This window comes from Burkholderia sp. APQ4-4ca (assembly GCF_057837105.1).
On sequence record NZ_JBYQCG010000226.1, the window covers coordinates 21,658 to 40,285 of the forward strand.

At 65.5% G+C, this 18,628-nt stretch carries 18 protein-coding genes; 3 read left to right on the top strand and 15 right to left on the bottom strand.

Going from position 1 to position 18,628, the window contains the following annotated elements; genetic code table 11:
- Window positions 1-109 precede the first annotated feature (109 nt).
- Window positions 110-1,396, top strand: coding sequence for a D-amino acid dehydrogenase (locus AC3IFE_RS25970; RefSeq protein ID WP_089466945.1), 1,287 nt, complete (start codon window positions 110-112; stop codon window positions 1,394-1,396).
- Window positions 1,397-1,714: 318 nt separating this feature from the next.
- Here AC3IFE_RS25970 and AC3IFE_RS25975 read toward each other — a convergent pair whose 3' ends face one another.
- The 5 genes from AC3IFE_RS25975 to AC3IFE_RS25995 all read right to left on the bottom strand — a co-directional run bounded on the left by AC3IFE_RS25975 (window position 1,715) and on the right by AC3IFE_RS25995 (window position 6,144).
- Window positions 1,715-2,650, bottom strand: a complete 936-nt coding sequence (locus AC3IFE_RS25975; protein ID WP_011544897.1) for an electron transfer flavoprotein subunit alpha/FixB family protein — start codon at window positions 2,648-2,650, stop codon at window positions 1,715-1,717.
- A 16-nt stretch (window positions 2,651-2,666) separates the two neighbouring features.
- Window positions 2,667-3,416, bottom strand: coding sequence for an electron transfer flavoprotein subunit beta/FixA family protein (locus AC3IFE_RS25980; RefSeq protein WP_006496532.1), 750 nt, complete (start codon window positions 3,414-3,416; stop codon window positions 2,667-2,669).
- 226 nt (window positions 3,417-3,642) lie between these two features.
- Window positions 3,643-4,437 (bottom strand): MetQ/NlpA family ABC transporter substrate-binding protein, encoded by a 795-nt coding sequence (locus AC3IFE_RS25985; RefSeq protein ID WP_489192891.1) that lies wholly within the window; start codon window positions 4,435-4,437, stop codon window positions 3,643-3,645.
- Between the two features lie 29 nt (window positions 4,438-4,466).
- Window positions 4,467-5,120, bottom strand: a complete 654-nt coding sequence (locus AC3IFE_RS25990; RefSeq protein ID WP_006476559.1) for a methionine ABC transporter permease — start codon at window positions 5,118-5,120, stop codon at window positions 4,467-4,469.
- A complete protein-coding gene (locus AC3IFE_RS25995) occupies window positions 5,110-6,144 on the bottom strand; it encodes a methionine ABC transporter ATP-binding protein (protein WP_089466941.1) in 1,035 nt (344 codons plus the stop codon). Before AC3IFE_RS25995 ends, AC3IFE_RS25990 begins: the two co-directional genes overlap by 11 nt.
- Before the next feature lie 222 nt (window positions 6,145-6,366).
- Here AC3IFE_RS25995 and AC3IFE_RS26000 point away from each other — a divergent pair, with 222 nt between their 5' ends.
- The gene (locus tag AC3IFE_RS26000) at window positions 6,367-7,284 is read left to right on the top strand and encodes an alpha/beta hydrolase (RefSeq protein WP_489192894.1); all 918 of its coding nucleotides are present in this window, start codon (window positions 6,367-6,369) and stop codon (window positions 7,282-7,284) included.
- Between the two features lie 30 nt (window positions 7,285-7,314).
- Here AC3IFE_RS26000 and AC3IFE_RS26005 read toward each other — a convergent pair whose 3' ends face one another.
- Window positions 7,315-8,238: a histone deacetylase family protein gene (locus AC3IFE_RS26005; protein ID WP_089466939.1), complete on the bottom strand. Its 924-nt coding sequence runs from the start codon at window positions 8,236-8,238 to the stop codon at window positions 7,315-7,317.
- A 43-nt stretch (window positions 8,239-8,281) separates the two neighbouring features.
- Between AC3IFE_RS26005 and mltB the strand changes: the two genes are divergently transcribed.
- On the top strand, window positions 8,282-9,625 hold the full coding sequence (gene mltB / locus AC3IFE_RS26010; protein WP_489192896.1) for a lytic murein transglycosylase B: 1,344 nt from the start codon (window positions 8,282-8,284) through the stop codon (window positions 9,623-9,625).
- Window positions 9,626-9,712: 87 nt separating this feature from the next.
- On the opposite strand, the gene cysM is transcribed toward mltB, so the two are convergent.
- From cysM to rpsA, 9 genes are all read right to left on the bottom strand, one after another.
- Window positions 9,713-10,615, bottom strand: coding sequence for a cysteine synthase CysM (gene cysM / locus AC3IFE_RS26015; protein ID WP_089466938.1), 903 nt, complete (start codon window positions 10,613-10,615; stop codon window positions 9,713-9,715).
- A 221-nt stretch (window positions 10,616-10,836) separates the two neighbouring features.
- On the bottom strand, window positions 10,837-11,184 hold the full coding sequence (locus AC3IFE_RS26020; RefSeq protein WP_489192899.1) for a ComEA family DNA-binding protein: 348 nt from the start codon (window positions 11,182-11,184) through the stop codon (window positions 10,837-10,839).
- Window positions 11,185-11,258: 74 nt separating this feature from the next.
- Entirely contained in the window at window positions 11,259-12,251 is a 993-nt protein-coding gene (gene rfaD, locus AC3IFE_RS26025) for an ADP-glyceromanno-heptose 6-epimerase (RefSeq protein ID WP_089466936.1), read from the bottom strand.
- A 63-nt stretch (window positions 12,252-12,314) separates the two neighbouring features.
- Window positions 12,315-13,265 (bottom strand): D-glycero-beta-D-manno-heptose-7-phosphate kinase, encoded by a 951-nt coding sequence (gene rfaE1 / locus AC3IFE_RS26030; RefSeq protein ID WP_089466935.1) that lies wholly within the window; start codon window positions 13,263-13,265, stop codon window positions 12,315-12,317.
- Between the two features lie 7 nt (window positions 13,266-13,272).
- Entirely contained in the window at window positions 13,273-14,673 is a 1,401-nt protein-coding gene (locus AC3IFE_RS26035; RefSeq protein ID WP_301739507.1) for a UDP-glucose dehydrogenase family protein, read from the bottom strand.
- Window positions 14,674-14,762: 89 nt separating this feature from the next.
- Window positions 14,763-15,935, bottom strand: coding sequence for a lipopolysaccharide assembly protein LapB (lapB, locus tag AC3IFE_RS26040; RefSeq protein ID WP_089466933.1), 1,173 nt, complete (start codon window positions 15,933-15,935; stop codon window positions 14,763-14,765).
- A 54-nt stretch (window positions 15,936-15,989) separates the two neighbouring features.
- Window positions 15,990-16,283 (bottom strand): lipopolysaccharide assembly protein LapA domain-containing protein, encoded by a 294-nt coding sequence (locus AC3IFE_RS26045; protein ID WP_012328123.1) that lies wholly within the window; start codon window positions 16,281-16,283, stop codon window positions 15,990-15,992.
- 221 nt (window positions 16,284-16,504) lie between these two features.
- The gene (locus tag AC3IFE_RS26050; protein WP_089466932.1) at window positions 16,505-16,828 is read right to left on the bottom strand and encodes an integration host factor subunit beta; all 324 of its coding nucleotides are present in this window, start codon (window positions 16,826-16,828) and stop codon (window positions 16,505-16,507) included.
- A 22-nt stretch (window positions 16,829-16,850) separates the two neighbouring features.
- Window positions 16,851-18,563: a 30S ribosomal protein S1 gene (gene rpsA, locus AC3IFE_RS26055; protein WP_011544885.1), complete on the bottom strand. Its 1,713-nt coding sequence runs from the start codon at window positions 18,561-18,563 to the stop codon at window positions 16,851-16,853.
- Window positions 18,564-18,628 lie beyond the last annotated feature (65 nt).

The following is an 18,628-nucleotide window of genomic DNA, read 5'->3' on the forward strand; positions in this document are numbered from 1 at the left end:
AAACTGCACATTCGACAATACCATAGCTCAAAAAACTAGATCAGCTAGAGGTTACACGGAGCCGCGGGTGCGCCCGGCCTCGACCTGGTTCCTTCCATCTGGAGCAGCTATGCGAGTCGTCATTCTGGGCAGCGGTGTCGTGGGCGTGGCAAGCGCGTATTACCTTGCGCGCGCCGGTCATGAAGTCACGGTGATCGACCGGGAAGCCGGCCCGGCGCTGGAGACGAGCTTCGCGAACGCAGGCCAGATCTCGCCCGGCTATGCGGCGCCGTGGGCCGCGCCCGGCGTGCCGCTGAAGGCCGTCAAATGGATGTTCGAAAAGCATGCGCCGCTCGCGATCCGCCTCGACGGCACGCGCTTCCAGCTCCAGTGGATGGTTCAGATGCTGCGCAACTGCACGGCCGAGCGCTATGCAGTCAACAAGGGCCGGATGGTCCGTCTCGCCGAATACAGCCGCGACTGCCTGCAGGCGCTGCGCGCCGATACCGGCATCGAATACGAAGGCCGCACGGGTGGCACGCTGCAATTGTTCCGCACGCAGCAGCAGCTCGACGGCGCGGCGAAGGACATCGCCGTGCTGCAGGAAGCGAACGTGCCGTTCGAACTGCTGTCGCCGGCCGAACTGAAGCATGCCGAACCGGCGCTCGCGGCCGTCTCGCACAAGCTGACGGGCGGCCTGCGCCTGCCGGGCGACGAAACCGGCGATTGCCAGCTGTTCACGACGCGCCTCGCCGCGCTCGCCGAATCGCTCGGCGTCAAGTTCCGCTACAACACGCCGATCGACGCGCTCGCGATCGCGGGCGGCAAGATCGCCGGCGTGCAGTGCGGCAGCGAGACGGTGCGTGCCGACGCGTACGTCGTCGCGCTCGGCTCGTACTCGACGAATTTCATCTCGAACCTGATGAAGATTCCGGTCTATCCGCTCAAGGGTTATTCGATCACCGCGCCGATCGTCAACGAAGCCGCCGCGCCCGTATCGACCGTGCTCGACGAGACCTACAAGATCGCGATCACGCGCTTCGACCAGCGCATCCGCGTCGGCGGCATGGCGGAAATCGTCGGCTTCGACAAGACGCTGCGCGCGGCGCGCCGCGAAACGCTCGAGATGTGCGTGAACGACCTGTTCCCGGGCGGCGGCGACACGTCGACGGCCACGTTCTGGACGGGCCTGCGCCCGATGACGCCGGACGGCACGCCGATCGTCGGCCGCACGCCGGTGTCGAACCTGTTCCTGAACACCGGCCACGGCACGCTCGGATGGACGATGTCGTGCGGCTCGGGTCAACTGCTCGCGGACCTGATCTCGGGCAAGATGCCCGCGATCCAGGCCGACGACCTGTCGGTGCATCGTTACCTGAAGGACGTGCCCGGTCGGACCCGCCCGGCCTATGCGTAAACCGGCACGGCCCGCGGCGATGCGGGCCCGTTGCATCAACGAGAAAGGTGTCCGAGGGCGCTTTCCTCGTTTCGGCGGCTGCGGCTGCGAGTGGCGACCCGGCACGAGGCTTCGGGCGACGGGCGCATGCGCTCATCGCCCGTCGAACGAATCGACGTTGCCGGTCGCGTACGCGACGACATGTTCCGCCCGCCACGATACGAGCGCGGATCGTCTGGACGAACGACACCCGCTCCTCATTCGGCGACGACACAACGAAAAAGGGGCGCTCGTCGCGCCCCTCTTCTCGTGTGCTTACCGCTGAAGCGTCACGCCGCGTCAGCCGAGTTCGGTCACGAGCTCCGGCACGAGCGAGAACAGATCGCCGACGAGGCCGTAATCGGCCACGCTGAAGATCGGCGCTTCCGGATCCTTGTTGATCGCGACGATCACCTTCGAATCCTTCATGCCGGCCAGATGCTGGATCGCACCCGAGATGCCGACCGCGATGTACAGCTGCGGCGCGACGATCTTGCCGGTCTGGCCGACCTGGTAGTCGTTCGGCACGTAGCCGGCGTCGACTGCCGCGCGCGATGCGCCGAGCGCTGCCGACAGCTTGTCGGCCAGCGGCTCCAGCACCTTCGTGTAGTTCTCGCCGCTGCCCAGCCCGCGGCCGCCCGACACGATGATGCTCGCCGACGTCAGTTCCGGACGGTCCAGCTTCGTCACTTCACGGCTCACGAACTGCGACTTGCCGGCGTCCGCCGCTGCTTCGATCTTGTCGACCGATGCGCTGCCGCCTTCCGCCGCCACCGGATCGAAACCCGTTGCACGCACCGTGATGACCTTGATCGGGTCGCTCGACTGCACCGTCGCGATCGCGTTGCCCGCGTAGATCGGGCGCTCGAACGTATCGGCCGAATCGACTGCCGTGATGTCCGAGATCTGCGCGACGTCCAGCTTCGCGGCGATGCGCGGCGCGATGTTCTTGCCGTAGGCCGTCGCCGGCGCGAGGATGTGCGAGTAGTCCTTCGCGATGTTCAGCGCGGTCGCTTCGACGTTTTCCGCGAGGCCTTCGGCTAGTTGCGGCGCGTCGGCCAGCAGCACCTTCGAGACACCTGCGATTTTTGCCGCTGCATCGGCCGCCGCCTGCGCGTTGTGGCCCGCGACCAGCACGTGGATGTCGCCGCCGATCTTCGCGGCCGCCGCCACCGTGTTCAGCGTCGCGGCCTTGATCGACGCGTTGTCGTGTTCTGCAATCACCAGAATCGTCATTTCTTTCCGCTCCCTCTTACAGCACCTTGGCTTCGGTCTTCAGCTTCTCGACCAGCGTCTTCACGTCCGGCACCTTCACGCCGGCCGCGCGCTTCGGCGGCTCGACCACCTTCAGCGTCTTCAGGCGCGGCGCAACGTCCACACCGAGGTCCTCCGGCTTCACGGTTTCCAGCGGCTTCTTCTTCGCCTTCATGATGTTCGGCAGCGTCACGTAGCGCGGCTCGTTCAGGCGCAGGTCGGTCGTGACCACCGCCGGCAGCGTCAGCGACAGCGTTTCCGCGCCGCCGTCGACTTCGCGCGCGACCGTTGCCTTGCCGTCGGCCACCGTCACCTTCGACGCGAACGTCGCTTGCGGCAGACCTGCCAGCGCGGCCAGCATCTGGCCCGTCTGATTCGAATCGTCGTCGATCGCCTGCTTGCCGAGGATCACCAGTTGCGGCTGTTCCTTGTCGACCAGTGCTTTCAGGATCTTCGCGACGGCCAGCGGCTCCACGCTGTCGTTCGACTCGACGAGGATCGCGCGATCCGCGCCGATCGCCAGCGCCGTGCGCAGCGTTTCCTGCGCTTGCGTCACGCCCACCGACACCGCGATCACTTCGGTCGCCACGCCCGCTTCCTTGAGGCGCACCGCTTCTTCCACCGCGATTTCGTCGAACGGGTTCATCGACATCTTCACGTTCGCGATGTCGACGCCCGTGTTGTCCGACTTCACGCGGACCTTCACGTTGTAATCGACCACTCTTTTCACTGGCACCAGGATTTTCATGCACACGCTCCAAAGTTACGAATACGACCAGAGGCCATTTTAAGCGAGGCCTCATGACTGCGCGGCCAGGCGGACCCAACCATGATGGTTGTCGAGGATACCGCTTCTTGGCGACGCGCCAATGATAGCGAACGGTCGTTCTATTTTAAAAGAGAAAAAACCCGGACGCAAAGCCCGGGTTTTCGATCATCGACTCTAATCCCGCCGGACGTGCGTGCTCTGCCCGTTACCAGGCGGCAATGACCGCGCCGCCGAACTTGCCTTCGATGAACTGCTTCACGTCGGCCGAGTGGTACGCCGCGATCAGCTTCGCGACCCACGGCTTGTTCCGGTCCGCCTCGCGGATCGCGAGGACGTTCGCGTACGGGCCGTTCGGGCCCTCGATCGCGATCGCGTCCTGTTTCGGTTTCAACCCCGCTTCCATCGCGTAATTGGTGTTGATCGCGGCCGCGTCGACGTCGCCGAGCGAGCGCGGAATTTGCGCGGCGTCGAGCTCGACGATCTTCAGCTTGCGTGGATTGTCGACGATATCGAGCGGCGTCGCCTTCAGCCCGGCATCCGCGCGCAGCTTCAGCAGCCCCTGCTTCTGCAGCAACAGCAGCGCGCGGCCGCCGTTGGTCGGATCGTTCGGCACCGCGACGCGCGCGCCCGGCTTCAGTTCGGCCAGCGACTTCACGCGCTTCGAATAGATGCCCATCGGGAACGTGACGGTGTCCGCGACCTTGATCAGCTTGTAGCCGCGATCCTTCACCTGCGCCTGCAGATACGGATCGTGCTGGTAGCTGTTCGCGTCGAGATCGCCCGACGCGAGCGCGGCGTTCGGCTGCACGTAATCGGAGAATTCGACGATGCGAATCTCCAGGCCGTCCTTCGCCGCGACCTTCTTCACCACTTCCATGATCTGCGCGTGCGGGCCGCCCGTCACGCCGACCTTGATGGTTTCGGCCTGCGCATGCGCACCCGCGAACAGCGCGGCCGCGCCCAGCGCCGCCGCGAATTTCAGCATGAAGCGTCGTTGCATCGTTTCTCCCCTGTCGAATCGGTTGGGTCTTATTTGTGGCTCAGCCGGCGCACCAGCCAGTCGCCGAACGATTGCACGATCTGCACGAACACGATCAGGATCGCGACGACCGTCCACATCACTTCCGGCAGATAGCGCTGGTAACCGTAGCGGATCCCGAGATCGCCGAGCCCGCCGCCGCCGATCGCGCCCGCCATCGCCGAATAGCCGACCAGCGACACGAACGTGATCGTCAGGCCCGCGACGATGCCCGGCAGCGATTCGGGCAACAGCACCTTGAAGACGATTTGCGACGTGGTCGCGCCCATCGATTGCGCGGCCTCGATCAGCCCGCGGTCGACTTCGCGCAGCGCCGTCTCGACGAGACGCGCGATGAACGGCGCGGACGCGAGCGTCAGCGGCACGACCGCCGCGGCCGTGCCGATCGACGAGCCCGTGACGAGCCGCGTGAACGGAATCACCGCGACCAGCAGGATGATGAACGGCGTCGAGCGGACCGCATTCACGATGCCGCCCAGCACGCGGTTCACCGCGAGATTCTGCAGCACGCCCTGGCGGTCGGTCAGGTAGAGCAGCACGCCGAGCGGCAGGCCGACGAGCGCGCCGACCGCCCCGGAGATGCCGACCATGATCAGCGTCTCCCAGAACGACTGCACGAACATATCGAACATCTCACTCAACATACGAAAGCTCCTCTACCACCACACCTTGCTCGCGCAGGAACGCGAGCGCCTGCCCGACCTTGCCCGGCTCGCCGCCCGCGAGCACCGCGAGCGAACCGAATGCCTGCCCCTGGATCTCGTCGATCTGGCCGTGCAGGATATTGAAATCGAGTTCGTACCGGCGGATCGTCTCCGACAGGATCGGCTGGTCGACCCCCGAGCCCGTGAACGCGAGCCGCAGCAGATGCCCGCTGCCCGTCTTCAGCCGCTCGGCCACGCGCGCCTTCAGCGCGGGCGGCAGTTCCTGCGCGATCACGTCGCCGATCAGCGCGCGCGTCACTTCGTGATGCGGCTGCAGGAACACGTCGATCACGCGGCCTTCCTCGACCACGCGACCCGCATCGAGCACCGCGACGCGATCGCAGACCTGCTTGATCACTTCCATCTGGTGCGTGATCAGCACGATCGTCAGGCCGAGCTCGCGGTTGATGCGCTTCAACAGATCGAGGATCGAACGCGTGGTTTCGGGGTCGAGCGCGGACGTCGCTTCGTCCGACAGCAGCACCTTCGGCTGGCTCGCCAGCGCACGGGCGATGCCGACGCGCTGCTTCTGCCCGCCGCTGATCTGCGACGGATAGCGGTCCTTCTGCGCGGACAGCCCGACCAGGTCGAGCAGCGGCAGCACCGCGGCCTCGATGTCGGCACGGCTCGCGCCGGCCAGCTCGAGCGGCAGCGCGACGTTGTCGAACACCGTGCGCGACGACAGCAGGTTGAAGTGCTGGAAGATCATGCCGATCTCGCGGCGCGCTTCGCGCAGCGCGCCGGCCGACAGCAGCGTGAGATCGCGCCCGCCGACGACGACATTGCCTTCGGTCGGCCGCGTCAGCAGGTTGATGGTGCGCACGAGCGTGCTCTTGCCGGCGCCGCTTCGGCCGATGATGCCGAACACCTCGCCTTGCGGGATCGTCAGGTTGACGTTGTGCAACGCTTCGACCCAGCCGCCCGGGCCAGCGAAACGCTGCGAGAGATTGCGTAATTCGATCATGTAAAAAACAAAACGGCGGCCGGCCGGCGAGTGGGCCCGCCAGTCGGCCGCCGATGCATCTGGAATAGCCGGCGATTTTACCGCAAACCCCTCATTCCCCTTAATAATCGATTTCGATCCTTTCATAACCAGACGAAATTAGAGGGGCGCGGCTGGGCTCGCGCCGGAAGGCCGCGACTATGATCGCGAAACGCACATGCCAACGAACAGGAGACACGCCCGATGAGCACCCCCACCACGCCGGCCACCGCATCCGCCGCCACCGGGTCGGCGCCTTCGGCGCCCGCGCCGCGCATGGGCCGGCTGCGTACCGCGGACGGGCTCGAACTGGCGTCGTACCGCTGGCCGGCGGGCGACGGCACCGCGCCGCCGCGCGCGACGATCGCACTGGTGCACGGCCTCGCCGAGCACGCGGGCCGCTATGCCGCGCTCGCTGGCCGCCTGAACGCAGCGGGCATCGACGTGCTGGCGATCGATCTGCGCGGGCATGGCCAGTCGCCCGGCAAGCGCGTGTGGGTCGAGCGTTTCGACGGCTACCTGAACGATGCGGACGCGCTGGTCGCCGAAGCCGCGCGCGGCGATGCGCCGCTGTTCCTGATGGGGCACAGCATGGGCGGCGCGGTCGCGGCGCTCTACGCGATCGAACGCGCCACGGCCCGCGGCCACGCGCTGGCGGGCCTCGTGCTGTCGAGCCCGGCGCTTGCGCCCGGGCGCGACGTGCCGCGCTGGATGCTCGCGCTCAGCCGCGTCATCAGCCGTGTGTGGCCCACTTTCCCCGCGATCAGGATCGATGCGGCCCTGTTGTCGCGCGATCCGGCCATCGTCGCGGCCAATCGCGCCGATCCGCTCGTGCATCACGGCACGGTGCCCGCACGCACCGGCGCGGAGATTCTCGACGCGATGGCGCGCATCGAAACCGGCCGCGGCGCGCTGCGCGTGCCGGTGCTCGTCTATCACGGCACCGAGGACAAGCTGACCGAACCCGACGGCAGCCGCGCGTTCGGCGCGCACGTCGGCTCGCCCGATCGTACGCTGACGCTGTACGAAGGCGGCTTCCACGAAACGATGAACGATCTCGAACGCGACCGCGTGATCGACGCGCTGATCGCGTGGATTCACGCGCGCGCGCCGGCGCGCTGAGCGCACCCGGCCCAGCCGGCCGAGCGGGAATCAGATCCCGGCGAGCACGCGCAGGTGCGCGACGACGCTGCGGCCGAGCGCGGACAGGTTGTAACCGCCCTCGAGGCAGCTGACGATACGGCCCTGCGCATGTCGGCGCGCGACGTCGACGATCCGCGCGGTCAGCCATTCGAAGTCGGCTTCGACGAGACCGAGATTGCCGATGTCGTCCTCGCGATGCGCGTCGAAGCCGGCCGACACGAACAGCATCTGCGGCTTGAACGCGTCGAGGCGCGGCAGCCACAGCATGTCGACGGCTTCGCGGATCGCCATCCCGTTGCTGCGTGCGGGCATCGGCAGATTGACCATGTTCGGCGCCTGATGATCGACGCCCGAGAACGGATACAGCGGATGCTGGAAGAAGCTGCACATCAGCACGCGTTCGTCGTTCGCGAACGCCGCCTCGGTGCCGTTGCCGTGGTGCACGTCGAAATCGATGATCGCGACACGCTCGATGCCGTGTACGTCGAGTGCGTGCCGCGCGGCGATCGCGACGTTGTTGAAGAAGCAGAAGCCCATCGCACGCGCCGGCTCCGCATGATGACCGGGCGGGCGGACGCCGCAGAACGCATTCGCGTAGCGGCCTTCGATCACCGCGTCGGTCGCCGCGATCGCGGCGCCGGCCGCGCGCAGTGCCGCGCGCCACGTGTCGCGATTCATCAGCGTATCGGGATCGATCTCGACGTAGCCGTCGACCGGCGTCATGCTGCGGATGTAGTCGATGTGCGCCTGCGTATGCACGCGGCCCAGCGCGACCTCACTCGCGAACGGCGCGGTTTCGTGCACGATCAGGTCGTCGATGCGGCTCGCGATCAGTTGATCCTGGATCGCCGACAGGCGGGCCGGACATTCCGGATGCCATTCCCCCATTTCGTGCAGCATGCAGTCGGGGTGCGTATAGAAAGCGGTTGCCATAAGCTGTCATCCGCGGCGCGCGGTGCGTCGCAGGTCTCCCTCAATGATGTCCATCGTCTGCCGCGAATTCGCCGCTAACTTACCACAACGGGGGCCGGCTTCGGCCCGGCGCGCCGGATGCGTCGGGTATACTGCGCCGAACACCATCGCCCTGTCCGCCCGCTTCGACATGAATTCCAGCAAGCCTGCCGCCCTTCTCTCCGCGCTGTTCCGTGTCCGCGCTCTGCTCGTCGCCGCTGCCGTCGCCGCTGCCCTCGGCACCGCGCCTGCCGTCGCGCAGACGCAGCCGGCGAAGCCCGCCGGCATGCTCGTCGCCCAGTCGCAGCCGCAGCAGCCGACCCCGCAAGGCCAGACCTTCGAAGAGGAAATCGTTCCGCAGCGTTACGCGAACAACGCGAAGGTCGACGCGTTCATCGACGAGATGGTGAGCCGCAACGGCTTCGATTCGGCGAGCCTGCATGCGCTGTTTTCGCGCATCAGCTATTCGGCGACGGCCGTCAAGCTCGTGAAGCCGGCCCCGACGCCCTCGGTGAAGAACTGGCGCGTCTATCGCTCGCGCTTCATCGAGCCGATCCGCATCAATGCGGGGGTGAAGTTCTGGAAGGCGAACCAGGCGACGCTGCAGCGCGCGTCCGAGCAGTTCGGCGTGCCGCCCGAGGTGATCGTCGGCATCATCGGCGTCGAGACGATCTATGGCCGCTACATGGGCAATTTCCGTGTGCTCGACGCGCTGACCACACTGACGTTCGACTATCCGGACACGCCGAACCGCGACAGCCGCCAGGCCACGTTCCGCAAGAACCTCGAAGACTTCCTGGTCTGGACGCGCGACAACCAGCTCGACCCGACCACCGTGCTCGGTTCGTACACCGGCGCGATCGGGATTCCGCAGTTCCTGCCGAGCAGCATCCGGGAATATGCGGTCGACTTCGACGGCTCGGGCCACGTCGATCTGCGCAGCAGCCCGGTCGATGCGATCGGCAGCGTCGCGAACTACCTGAAACAGCACGGCTGGGAAACCGACCGCCCGGTGGTCTGGCAGATCACGCCCGACACGGGCAGCCTGGGCATCGCACAGGCCGCCGCCGACGGCCAGCCCGAACCGCACTGGGCGCTGTCGCAACTGCTGCGCGCGGGCATGACGCTGAACGAGCCGACGGTCAACATCACGACCGAAGCGGGCACGCCGGTGACCGTGGTCGACCTGCCGACGCCGGGGCGCGCGACCGAATACATGCTCGGCCTGAAGAACTTCTACGTGCTGACGCGCTACAACCGCAGTTTCTTCTACGCACTCACCGTGTACCAGCTCGGCGAAGCCGTGAAAGCGCAGATGGAAGCGAGCGGCGCGCTGCAACCCACCGTTGACGACGCGCAGCCGCAGTAATCACCGGCCACGCCCAAAGCAAAAGCGCCGCAGTTCATAGAACGCGGCGCTTTTTTCATCGATGCGCGAATCGCGCACCCCTGTCGCTCACGCGGGAAACACGCCCGTGGACAGGTAGCGGTCGCCGCGATCGCAGACGATGAACACGATCGTCGCGTTCTCGACCTGGCGCGCGATGCGCATCGCGACTTCGCATGCGCCGCCCGACGAAATGCCCGCGAAGATGCCTTCGACCGCCGCGAGCCGGCGCGTCATCGTTTCCGACGCTGCCTGGCTCACGCTCTCGACGCGGTCGACGCGGCTGCGATCGAAGATGGTCGGCATGTACGCTTCCGGCCACTTGCGGATGCCTGGGATACGCGAGCCGTCTTCCGGCTGCGCACCGACGATCTCGATCGCCGGATTCCGTTCCTTCAGGTAACGCGACGTGCCCATGATCGTACCCGTCGTGCCCATCGCGGACACGAAGTGCGTGATACGCCCTTCGGTATCGCGCCAGATCTCCGGCCCCGTTGCTTCGTAGTGCGCGACGGGATTGTCGGGGTTGCCGAACTGGTCGAGGATCACGCCCTTGCCTTCGCGCTGCATCTGCTCCGCGAGGTCGCGCGCCAGCTCCATCCCGCCCTTCACCGGCGTCAGGATGATTTCGGCGCCGTACGCCGCCATGCTCTGGCGGCGCTCGACCGACAGATCCTCCGGCATGATCAGCACCATCTTGTAGCCGCGGATCGCCGCGGCCATCGCGAGCGCGATGCCCGTGTTGCCGCTCGTCGCCTCGATCAGCGTATCGCCCGGCTTGATGCGCCCACGCGCCTCGGCCTTGCTGATCATCGACAGCGCCGGGCGATCCTTCACGGAACCGGCCGGATTGTTGCCCTCGAGCTTCGCGAGCAGCACGTTGTTGCGCGCGCGAATCTCGTCGTCCGGCAGGCGGACCAGTTGCACGAGCGGCGTATTGCCGATCGTGTCTTCGATAGTTTTGTAAGCCATGGATATACCGTGAGTGCGAGGCCGATCAATCGATCGATTGTAAACCAGCACCGGCACCCGCGCCGGCAACCCCATTGCGACGATGGAATACGCGTGCCGCGCGGTTCGCGGTTCGCGTTTCGCCGCGCACGTGGTCCCACGCAAAAAACCCGCGGCATGCCGCGGGAAGCCGTCGCAACGACGGCGACTGAAGGAGCCCTGTGTCGGGTACGCGCGACCCGTTATTTCTGCGCGGTGCGGGCCGGTGCGGCGGCAGGCTTCGCTGCCGCCGGTTTGGTTGCGGTCGACGGCGTGGCACCCGGACTGGCCACCGCACCGATCGTCAACCCTTCCTGCTGAAGCCGCTCGACGGTATGCCCGCCCATGCCCTTCACGCGCGCGGCGAGATCGTCCGCATTCCTGAACGGACCGCGCGCGCCGCGCTCGTCGAGAATCGCCTTCACCCGCGCCGGGCCGATGCCCTTGATGCCGACGAGCGCGTCCTCGTTCGCGGTGTTGACGTCGACGGCCGCCCACGCCGACGCCACTGCGCCGAGCATGACCGCTGCGGCAAACCATTTCCTGATCATGTGCTGGATCTCCGAAGAAAAACGGCCGGCGGCTGCCGACCGTGAGACCCAGTCTATCGATGCAACGCGCCGGTTTAAACCTGGCCGGATAGCCAACGCACGTAGCGGTCGACGCCTTCCTGCACGGTCAGGAACGGTGCGTCGTAGCCGGCCGCGCGCAGTTTCGTCTGGTCCGCCTGCGTGAAGCACTGGTACTTGCCGCGCAGCGCATCGGGAAACGGCACGTACTCGATCAAGCCCTGCTCGACCTGCTGCGCGAGCGTCAGCGGCGGCTGGTTGTCGAGCGCGCGCAGCGTGTTCACGACCGTCGACGCGATATCGTTGAACGGCTGCGCCCGGCCCGTGCCGAGGTTGAAGATGCCCGACTTCTCCGGATGATCGAAGAAGAACAGGTTCACCTTGGTCACGTCCTCGACCGACACGAAATCGCGCGTCTGTTCGCCCGGCGCATATCCGTTGTACTCGCCGAACAGCTTCACCTTGCCTTCCGCGCGGAACTGGTTGAAGTTGTGGAACGCGACCGACGCCATGCGGCCCTTGTGCGTCTCGCGCGGGCCGTACACGTTGAAATAGCGGAAGCCCGCGATCTGGCTCGTCGCGCTCGGCAGCACGCGTCGGATCACCTGGTCGAACAGGAACTTCGAGTAGCCGTACACGTTCAGCGGCGCCTCGACGTCGCGCTCCTCGACGAAGCGTGTCGAGCCGCCGTAGATCGCGGCCGACGATGCATACAGGAACTGCGTGCCCTGCGCGAGGCAGGTATCGAGCACCGCGCGGCTGTAGCGGAAGTTGTTGTCCATCATGTAGCGGCCGTCGGTTTCCATCGTGTCCGAACAGGCGCCTTCATGAAATACCGCGCGTACCTTGCCGAAATCGCCGCGCGCGAAGCGTTCGACGAATTCGGTCTTGTCGAGATAGTCGTCGATCTCGCAGTCGACGAGATTGCGGAACTTGTCCGCGCGCGTCAGATTGTCGACCGCGATGATGCGCGTCTCGCCGCGCGCGTTGAGCGCCTTGACGATGTTCGCGCCGATAAAACCGGCTGCGCCGGTGACGATGAGGGTCATGATCGTCCTGCCTGAAAAGTGCGAGCCATTCGCGCGGCGCGCTCGTCGCGCCGCCGAATGCGCTCAGTGAAACAGTTCGTCGTAGTCCACCGTGGCCGTGCCGAGCTTGCCGACCACGATGCCTGCCGCGCGATTCGCGAGCACCACGGCGTCGACGAGCGGCACACCGGCGCCGAGCATCGTCGCGACCGTCGCGATCACGGTGTCGCCCGCGCCCGACACGTCGAACACTTCGCGTGCGAGCGCCGGCGCATGCAGTTCGCCGCCCGCGGAAAAAAGCGTCATGCCCTCTTCCGAACGCGTGAGCAGCAGCGCGTCGATGCCGAGATCCGCACGCAGAGTCGCGACGCGTGCGCGCAGGTCGTCTTCCGATTTCCACTGCCCGACCACCTCGCGCAATTCCGCGCGATTCGGCGTGATCAGCGAGGCGCCGCGATAGCGTGCCCAGTCGTCGCCCTTCGGATCGACCAGCACCGCCTTGCCGGCCGCACGCGCCTTCTCGATCATCGTCGTGACGTGCGTGAGGCCGCCTTTGGCGTAATCCGACATCAGCACGACGTCGTGCTGCGGCAGCAGCGCATCGAAGCGCGCGAGCCCCGCGAGCAGCACCTCGTGCGTCGGCATCGCCTCGAAGTCGACGCGCAGCAGTTGCTGCTGGCGCGCGAGCACGCGCAGCTTGATCGTGGTCGGCAACGCCGGATCGCGCTCGAGATGCGGCGTCACGCCGCTACTGCCGAGCAGCTCGACGATCCGCTCGCCGGGTTCGTCGCAACCGACGACGCAAAGCAGCCCGGCCTGGCCGCCGAGCGTCACGGCATTGCGCGCGACGTTGGCCGCGCCGCCGAGCCGTTCTTCCTGACGCTGCACGTGCACGACCGGCACCGGCGCTTCAGGCGAAATGCGATCGACGTTGCCGAACCAGTAGCGGTCGAGCATCACGTCGCCGACGACGAGCACACGCGAACGCGCGAGTTGCTCGCGCGGCACCGGAACGACTTCGCGAAGAGTATTCATCGTACGTTCAGCCACGGGAAAACGACTGGGGATCGACGTACGGCCGGCCGATCGCGTAGTAGTCGATGCCGAGTTCGGCCATCGCGTCCGGCTCGTACAGGTTGCGCCCGTCGAAGATCACCGGCGCCTTCAGCTCGGCCTTCAGGCGCGTGAAATCGGGGCTGCGGAATTCCTTCCACTCGGTCACGATCACGAGGGCGTCCGCACCCGTAACCGCGGCGTCCTGCGTGTCGACGAGATGCAGTCGCGCCAGCGCGGTCGCATCGTCGCCGAAATCCAGCGCGAACACGCGCCGCGCTTCGTCGACGGCCACCGGATCGTAGGCGCGCACGGTCGCGCCGCGCTCGAGCAGCGCGGCGATCAGGCGACGGCTCGGCGCCTCGCGCATGTCGTCGGTGTTCGGCTTGAATGCCAGGCCCCAGACCGCGAACTCGCGGCCCGTGAGGTCGACGCCGAAGCGCTGCTCGATCTTGCCGATCAGCACGTCCTTCTGCGCATGGTTGGCGGCCTCGACGGCCTCCAGGATGCGCAACGGCTGGCCGTTCTCGCCCGCGGTGCGGATCAGCGCCTGCACGTCCTTCGGGAAGCACGAGCCGCCGTAGCCGACGCCGGCGTACAGGAAGTGGTAGCCGATGCGCGGATCGGAGCCGATCCCGCGGCGCACGGCCTCGATGTCGGCGCCGACCTTGTCGGCGAGATTCGACATCTCGTTCATGAACGAGATACGCGTCGCGAGCATCGCGTTCGCCGCGTACTTCGCGAACTCCGCCGACCGCACGTCCATGTAGATCGTGCGCTCGTGATTGCGGTTGAACGGCGCGTAGAGCTTCTTCATCTTCTCGCGCGCGATCGTGCCGGTTTCGTCGTCGTCGACGCCGATGATGATCCGGTCCGGGCGCATGAAATCCTCGACCGCTGCGCCTTCCTTCAGGAATTCCGGGTTCGAGACGACCGAGAAGCGATGCGCGACGCTCCCCGCGAGCCCACGGGCGGCCAGCGCCTCGTCAACCACGCCGCGCACGCGACGTGCGGTGCCGACCGGCACCGTCGACTTGTCGACGATCACCTTGAAGCCCGTCATGTGGCGGCCGATGTTGCGCGCGGCCTCGAGCACGTATTGCAGGTCGGCCGAGCCGTCCTCGTCGGGCGGCGTGCCGACCGCGATGAACTGGATCTCGCCATGCGCGACGCTCGCCTCGATGTCGGTCGAGAAACGCAGGCGCCCCGCCGTGCGGTTGCGCGCAATGATGTCCAGCAGCCCCGGTTCGTGAATCGGCATCCCGCCGTTGTTCAGGATGTCGATCTTGCGCGGATCGACGTCGAGACAGAAGACGTCGTGACCGATCTCCGCGAGGCAGGCGCCCGTGACGAGACCGACATAGCCGGTGCCGATGATGGTGATTTTCATAGATGTTCCGGACTTCCCGGTAATTGACTAACTTGGCCGCCGGGCCGGACCCGGCGGCAACCGCAGCGCGTTGGCTCCGCGTGCCCGGATCAGCCCGGCATCGCGGGTTCGACGCGGCGTGGCGCATAGGTTTCCCAGCCGCTGCATCCGGGGCACTGCCAGTAGAAGAGGCGTGCCCGGAAACCGCAATTCTGGCACGTATACCGTGGCAGATTTTTCGTGCGCTGCTTGATCAGCGCACGCATCATTTCAAGCTCCTTACGGCGCGGTTCGTCGGCCGCCGCGATCTGCGCATCGAGCAGGTGCAGCATTCCCGACAGGTTCGGCGACTTTTCCATCTGCGTGCGTGCGAGCGTGTGCGCCGCATCCTGGCCGCGCAACCCGGCAATATGCTGATAGGCGATGTCGAGCAGGTCGTTCGACGGATAACGATCGACATACCCCATCAGCAGTTCGGCGCCTTCGACGTTCTTGCCGAGCGCGACATACGCCTTCATCAGCTTGTCCGCAACGAGCGGCAGATACGCCGGGTTCTGCGCTTCGACGCGCTTCCAGTGCTCGATCGCGGCCGCATGGTCGCCCGCCGCTTGCGCCGCGTCGCCCGACAGGATCGTCGCACGGACATTCTGCGGATTCACGGTCAGCGCAAGGCGCAACTGCTCGGCCGCCGCCGCGGCATGCTTGCGCTGCAGCGCGTCCTGCGCGAGTTCGCAGTGAAACTGCGCAATTTCGATGCCAAGCGGCTTGTCGCTCATCGATTCGATGCGTTTCGCCGTATCGATCGACTTGTTCCAGTCCTTCTCGATTTCGTAGATCGTCAGCAGCGCCCGCTGTGCGCCGAGCGCGTAGTCGCCGTCCGCGAGCTTGTGGAACGCCTCTTCGGCGCGATCCAGCAGCCCGGCTTTCAGGAAATCCTGGCCCAGTTCGTACAGCGCGTGGTCGCGCTCGTTGACCGGCAGATCGGTACGGCTCAGCAGGTTCTGGTGCACGCGAATCGCGCGGTCGGTCTCGCCGCGGCGGCGAAACAGGTTGCCGAGCGCGAAGTGCAGTTCGACCGTTTCGGGGTCGAGCTTGGCCACCTCGATGAACGCATCGATCGCCTTGTCGGGTTGTTCGTTCAACAGAAAATTCAGGCCGCGAAAATACGAGCGCGGCAGGTTGGCGCTCTCCGACAGGAGATTCTTCAGGTCATAGCGTGACGCCGCCCAACCGAGCGCGAACGCGACCGGAATCGCGAGCAACCACCAGAAATCCAGATCCATGCGAAATATCGAAGCAGAGACGAAAACCGCGCGATTGATCGCGCGGCGTCCGGGTTAAATGACGGGCGGCATCGGCGGCTGATCGATAACGGCAGGCGTTTCGCGCGCCGCACGCAAATCGCGCTTCAAACGCCCGTTCTCGAGACGCAGACGGAAGATCGAAGGCAGCGCGGACAGCAGGCCGGCCAGCAGCCCCACGGCGAAGAATGCCAGGCCGATCAGGATCAGCGGCGCTTGCCATGCGTAGCCGGCAACGAAATTCAGCGTCGCGGTTTGTGTATTGGCCAGCGCAAGCACCAGCAGCAGGACGAACACCAATACCCGGATCAGCCAGACGATAAACTTCATGAAGCCCTCTCTTTGTTGAGGTTTGCCGCGGCGCGCGACTCCCCTTCGTCGCACCGAATCGACCCGTATTGTAAAGGAAGCGTTTCCGCGGCTGCGCACATCCTGTGCGCAGCATTGCGGGTCGGTTGCCGGACATGCCGCCGGAAATGAAAAAAGCGCCCGCAAGGGGCGCTTTTCTTTTCAGCCTTCGCCGGACAGGTTCCGGGCACACGGAACGACGCTCAATGCTCGTCGTCCGGATCGTCAGCCTTCAGCGGTTCACCGGCGCGGCCGTCGACGCGTTCACGCAATTCCTTGCCCGGTTTGAAGTGCGGCACGAACTTCTCGGGCACCTGCACTTTCTCCCCCGACTTCGGGTTGCGTCCGACGCGCGCCGGGCGACGATTGAGGCCGAAGCTGCCGAAACCCCGAATTTCAATGCGATGCCCTTTCGCCAGGGCGTCGGACATCGCATCGAGCATCGTTTTCACCGCGAAATCCGCATCCTTGAGGACAAGTTGCGGAAATCGCGATGCCAGCTGCGCGACCAACTCGGATTTGGTCATACTTCAGCAGACCTCGTAAGGCTTACTGGTTCTGGCCGTCGAGCTTCGCCTTCAGCAGCGCGCCGAGGTTGGTCGTACCGGTCGCAGCAGCGCTGGAGTCCGACTGCAGGCCGCGGATCGCTTCCTGTTGTTCAGCCGAATCCTTCGCCTTGATTGACAGGTTGATGCCGCGCGACTTGCGATCGATGTTGATCACCATCGCGTTGACCTTGTCGCCTTCCTTCAGCACGTTGCGTGCATCTTCGACGCGATCCTGCGAGATTTCCGATGCGCGCAGGTAGCCTTCGATGTCGCCCGTCAGCGTGACGACCGCACCCTTCGCATCGACCGTCTTCACAACGCCGTCGACGATCGAGCCCTTGTCGTTCATTGCAACGTAGTTACTGAACGGGTCGCCTTCGAGCTGCTTGATGCCGAGCGAAATGCGCTCCTTCTCGACGTCGATACCGAGCACGATCGCTTCGACTTCGTCGCCCTTCTTGTACTTGCGAACGGCTTCTTCGCCGGCTTCGCTCCACGACAGGTCCGACAGGTGGACCAGGCCGTCGATGCCGCCCGGCAGACCGATGAACACGCCGAAGTCGGTGATCGACTTGATTGCGCCCGTGATCTTGTCGCCCTTCTTGAAGTTGCGGCTGAAGTCATCCCACGGATTCGGCTTGCACTGCTTCATGCCGAGGCTGATACGACGACGGTCTTCGTCGATCTCGAGGACCATGACTTCGACTTCGTCGCCCAGCTGGACAACCTTCGACGGCGCAACGTTCTTGTTGGTCCAGTCCATTTCCGACACGTGGACGAGGCCTTCGATGCCCGATTCCACTTCGACGAATGCGCCGTAGTCGGTGATGTTCGTGACCTTGCCGAACAGGCGCGTGCCCGACGGGTAACGGCGCGAGATGCCTTCCCACGGATCGTCGCCCAGTTGCTTGATGCCCAGCGACACGCGGTTCTTCTCTTGGTCGAACTTGAGGATCTTCGCGGTGACTTCCTGGCCAACCGACAGGACTTCGCTCGGGTGACGCACGCGACGCCATGCGATGTCGGTGATGTGCAGCAGGCCGTCGATGCCGCCGAGGTCGACGAACGCGCCGTAATCGGTGATGTTCTTGACCACGCCGTTGACGATCGCGCCTTCCTTCAGCGTCTCGAGCAGCTTCGCGCGCTCTTCGCCTTGGGTTGCCTCGATCACTGCACGACGCGACAGCACGACGTTGTTACGCTTGCGATCGAGCTTGATCACGCGGAACTCGAGCGTCTTGCCTTCGTACGGCGTCGTGTCCTTGACCGGACGCGTGTCGACCAGCGAACCCGGCAGGAACGCGCGGATGCCGTTGACCATCACGGTCATGCCGCCCTTCACCTTGCCGGTGATCGTGCCGGTGACGAGTTCGTTGTTGTCGAGCGCCTTTTCCAGCGACAGCCACGATGCAAGGCGCTTTGCCTTGTCGCGCGACAGGATCGTGTCGCCGTAGCCGTTTTCGAGTGCGTCGATCGCGACGGACACGAAATCGCCCGACTGCACCTCAACCTCGCCCTGATCGTTCAGGAATTCCTCGATCGGAATGTAAGCCTCGGACTTCAGGCCTGCATTGACGACCACGAAGTTGTGGTCGACGCGCACGACTTCGGCGGAAATCACTTCGCCGGCGCGCATGTCTTGGCGGGTCAGCGACTCTTCGAACAGAGCCGCAAAGGATTCGGTATTCGGGGTGGAGGTTTGCAGGTCGGACATAAAAATCTGATTGTGCATGGCTCGCTGTGCCACGCCGGCCGGAATGGCAGGCTGAAAGGGCCAGA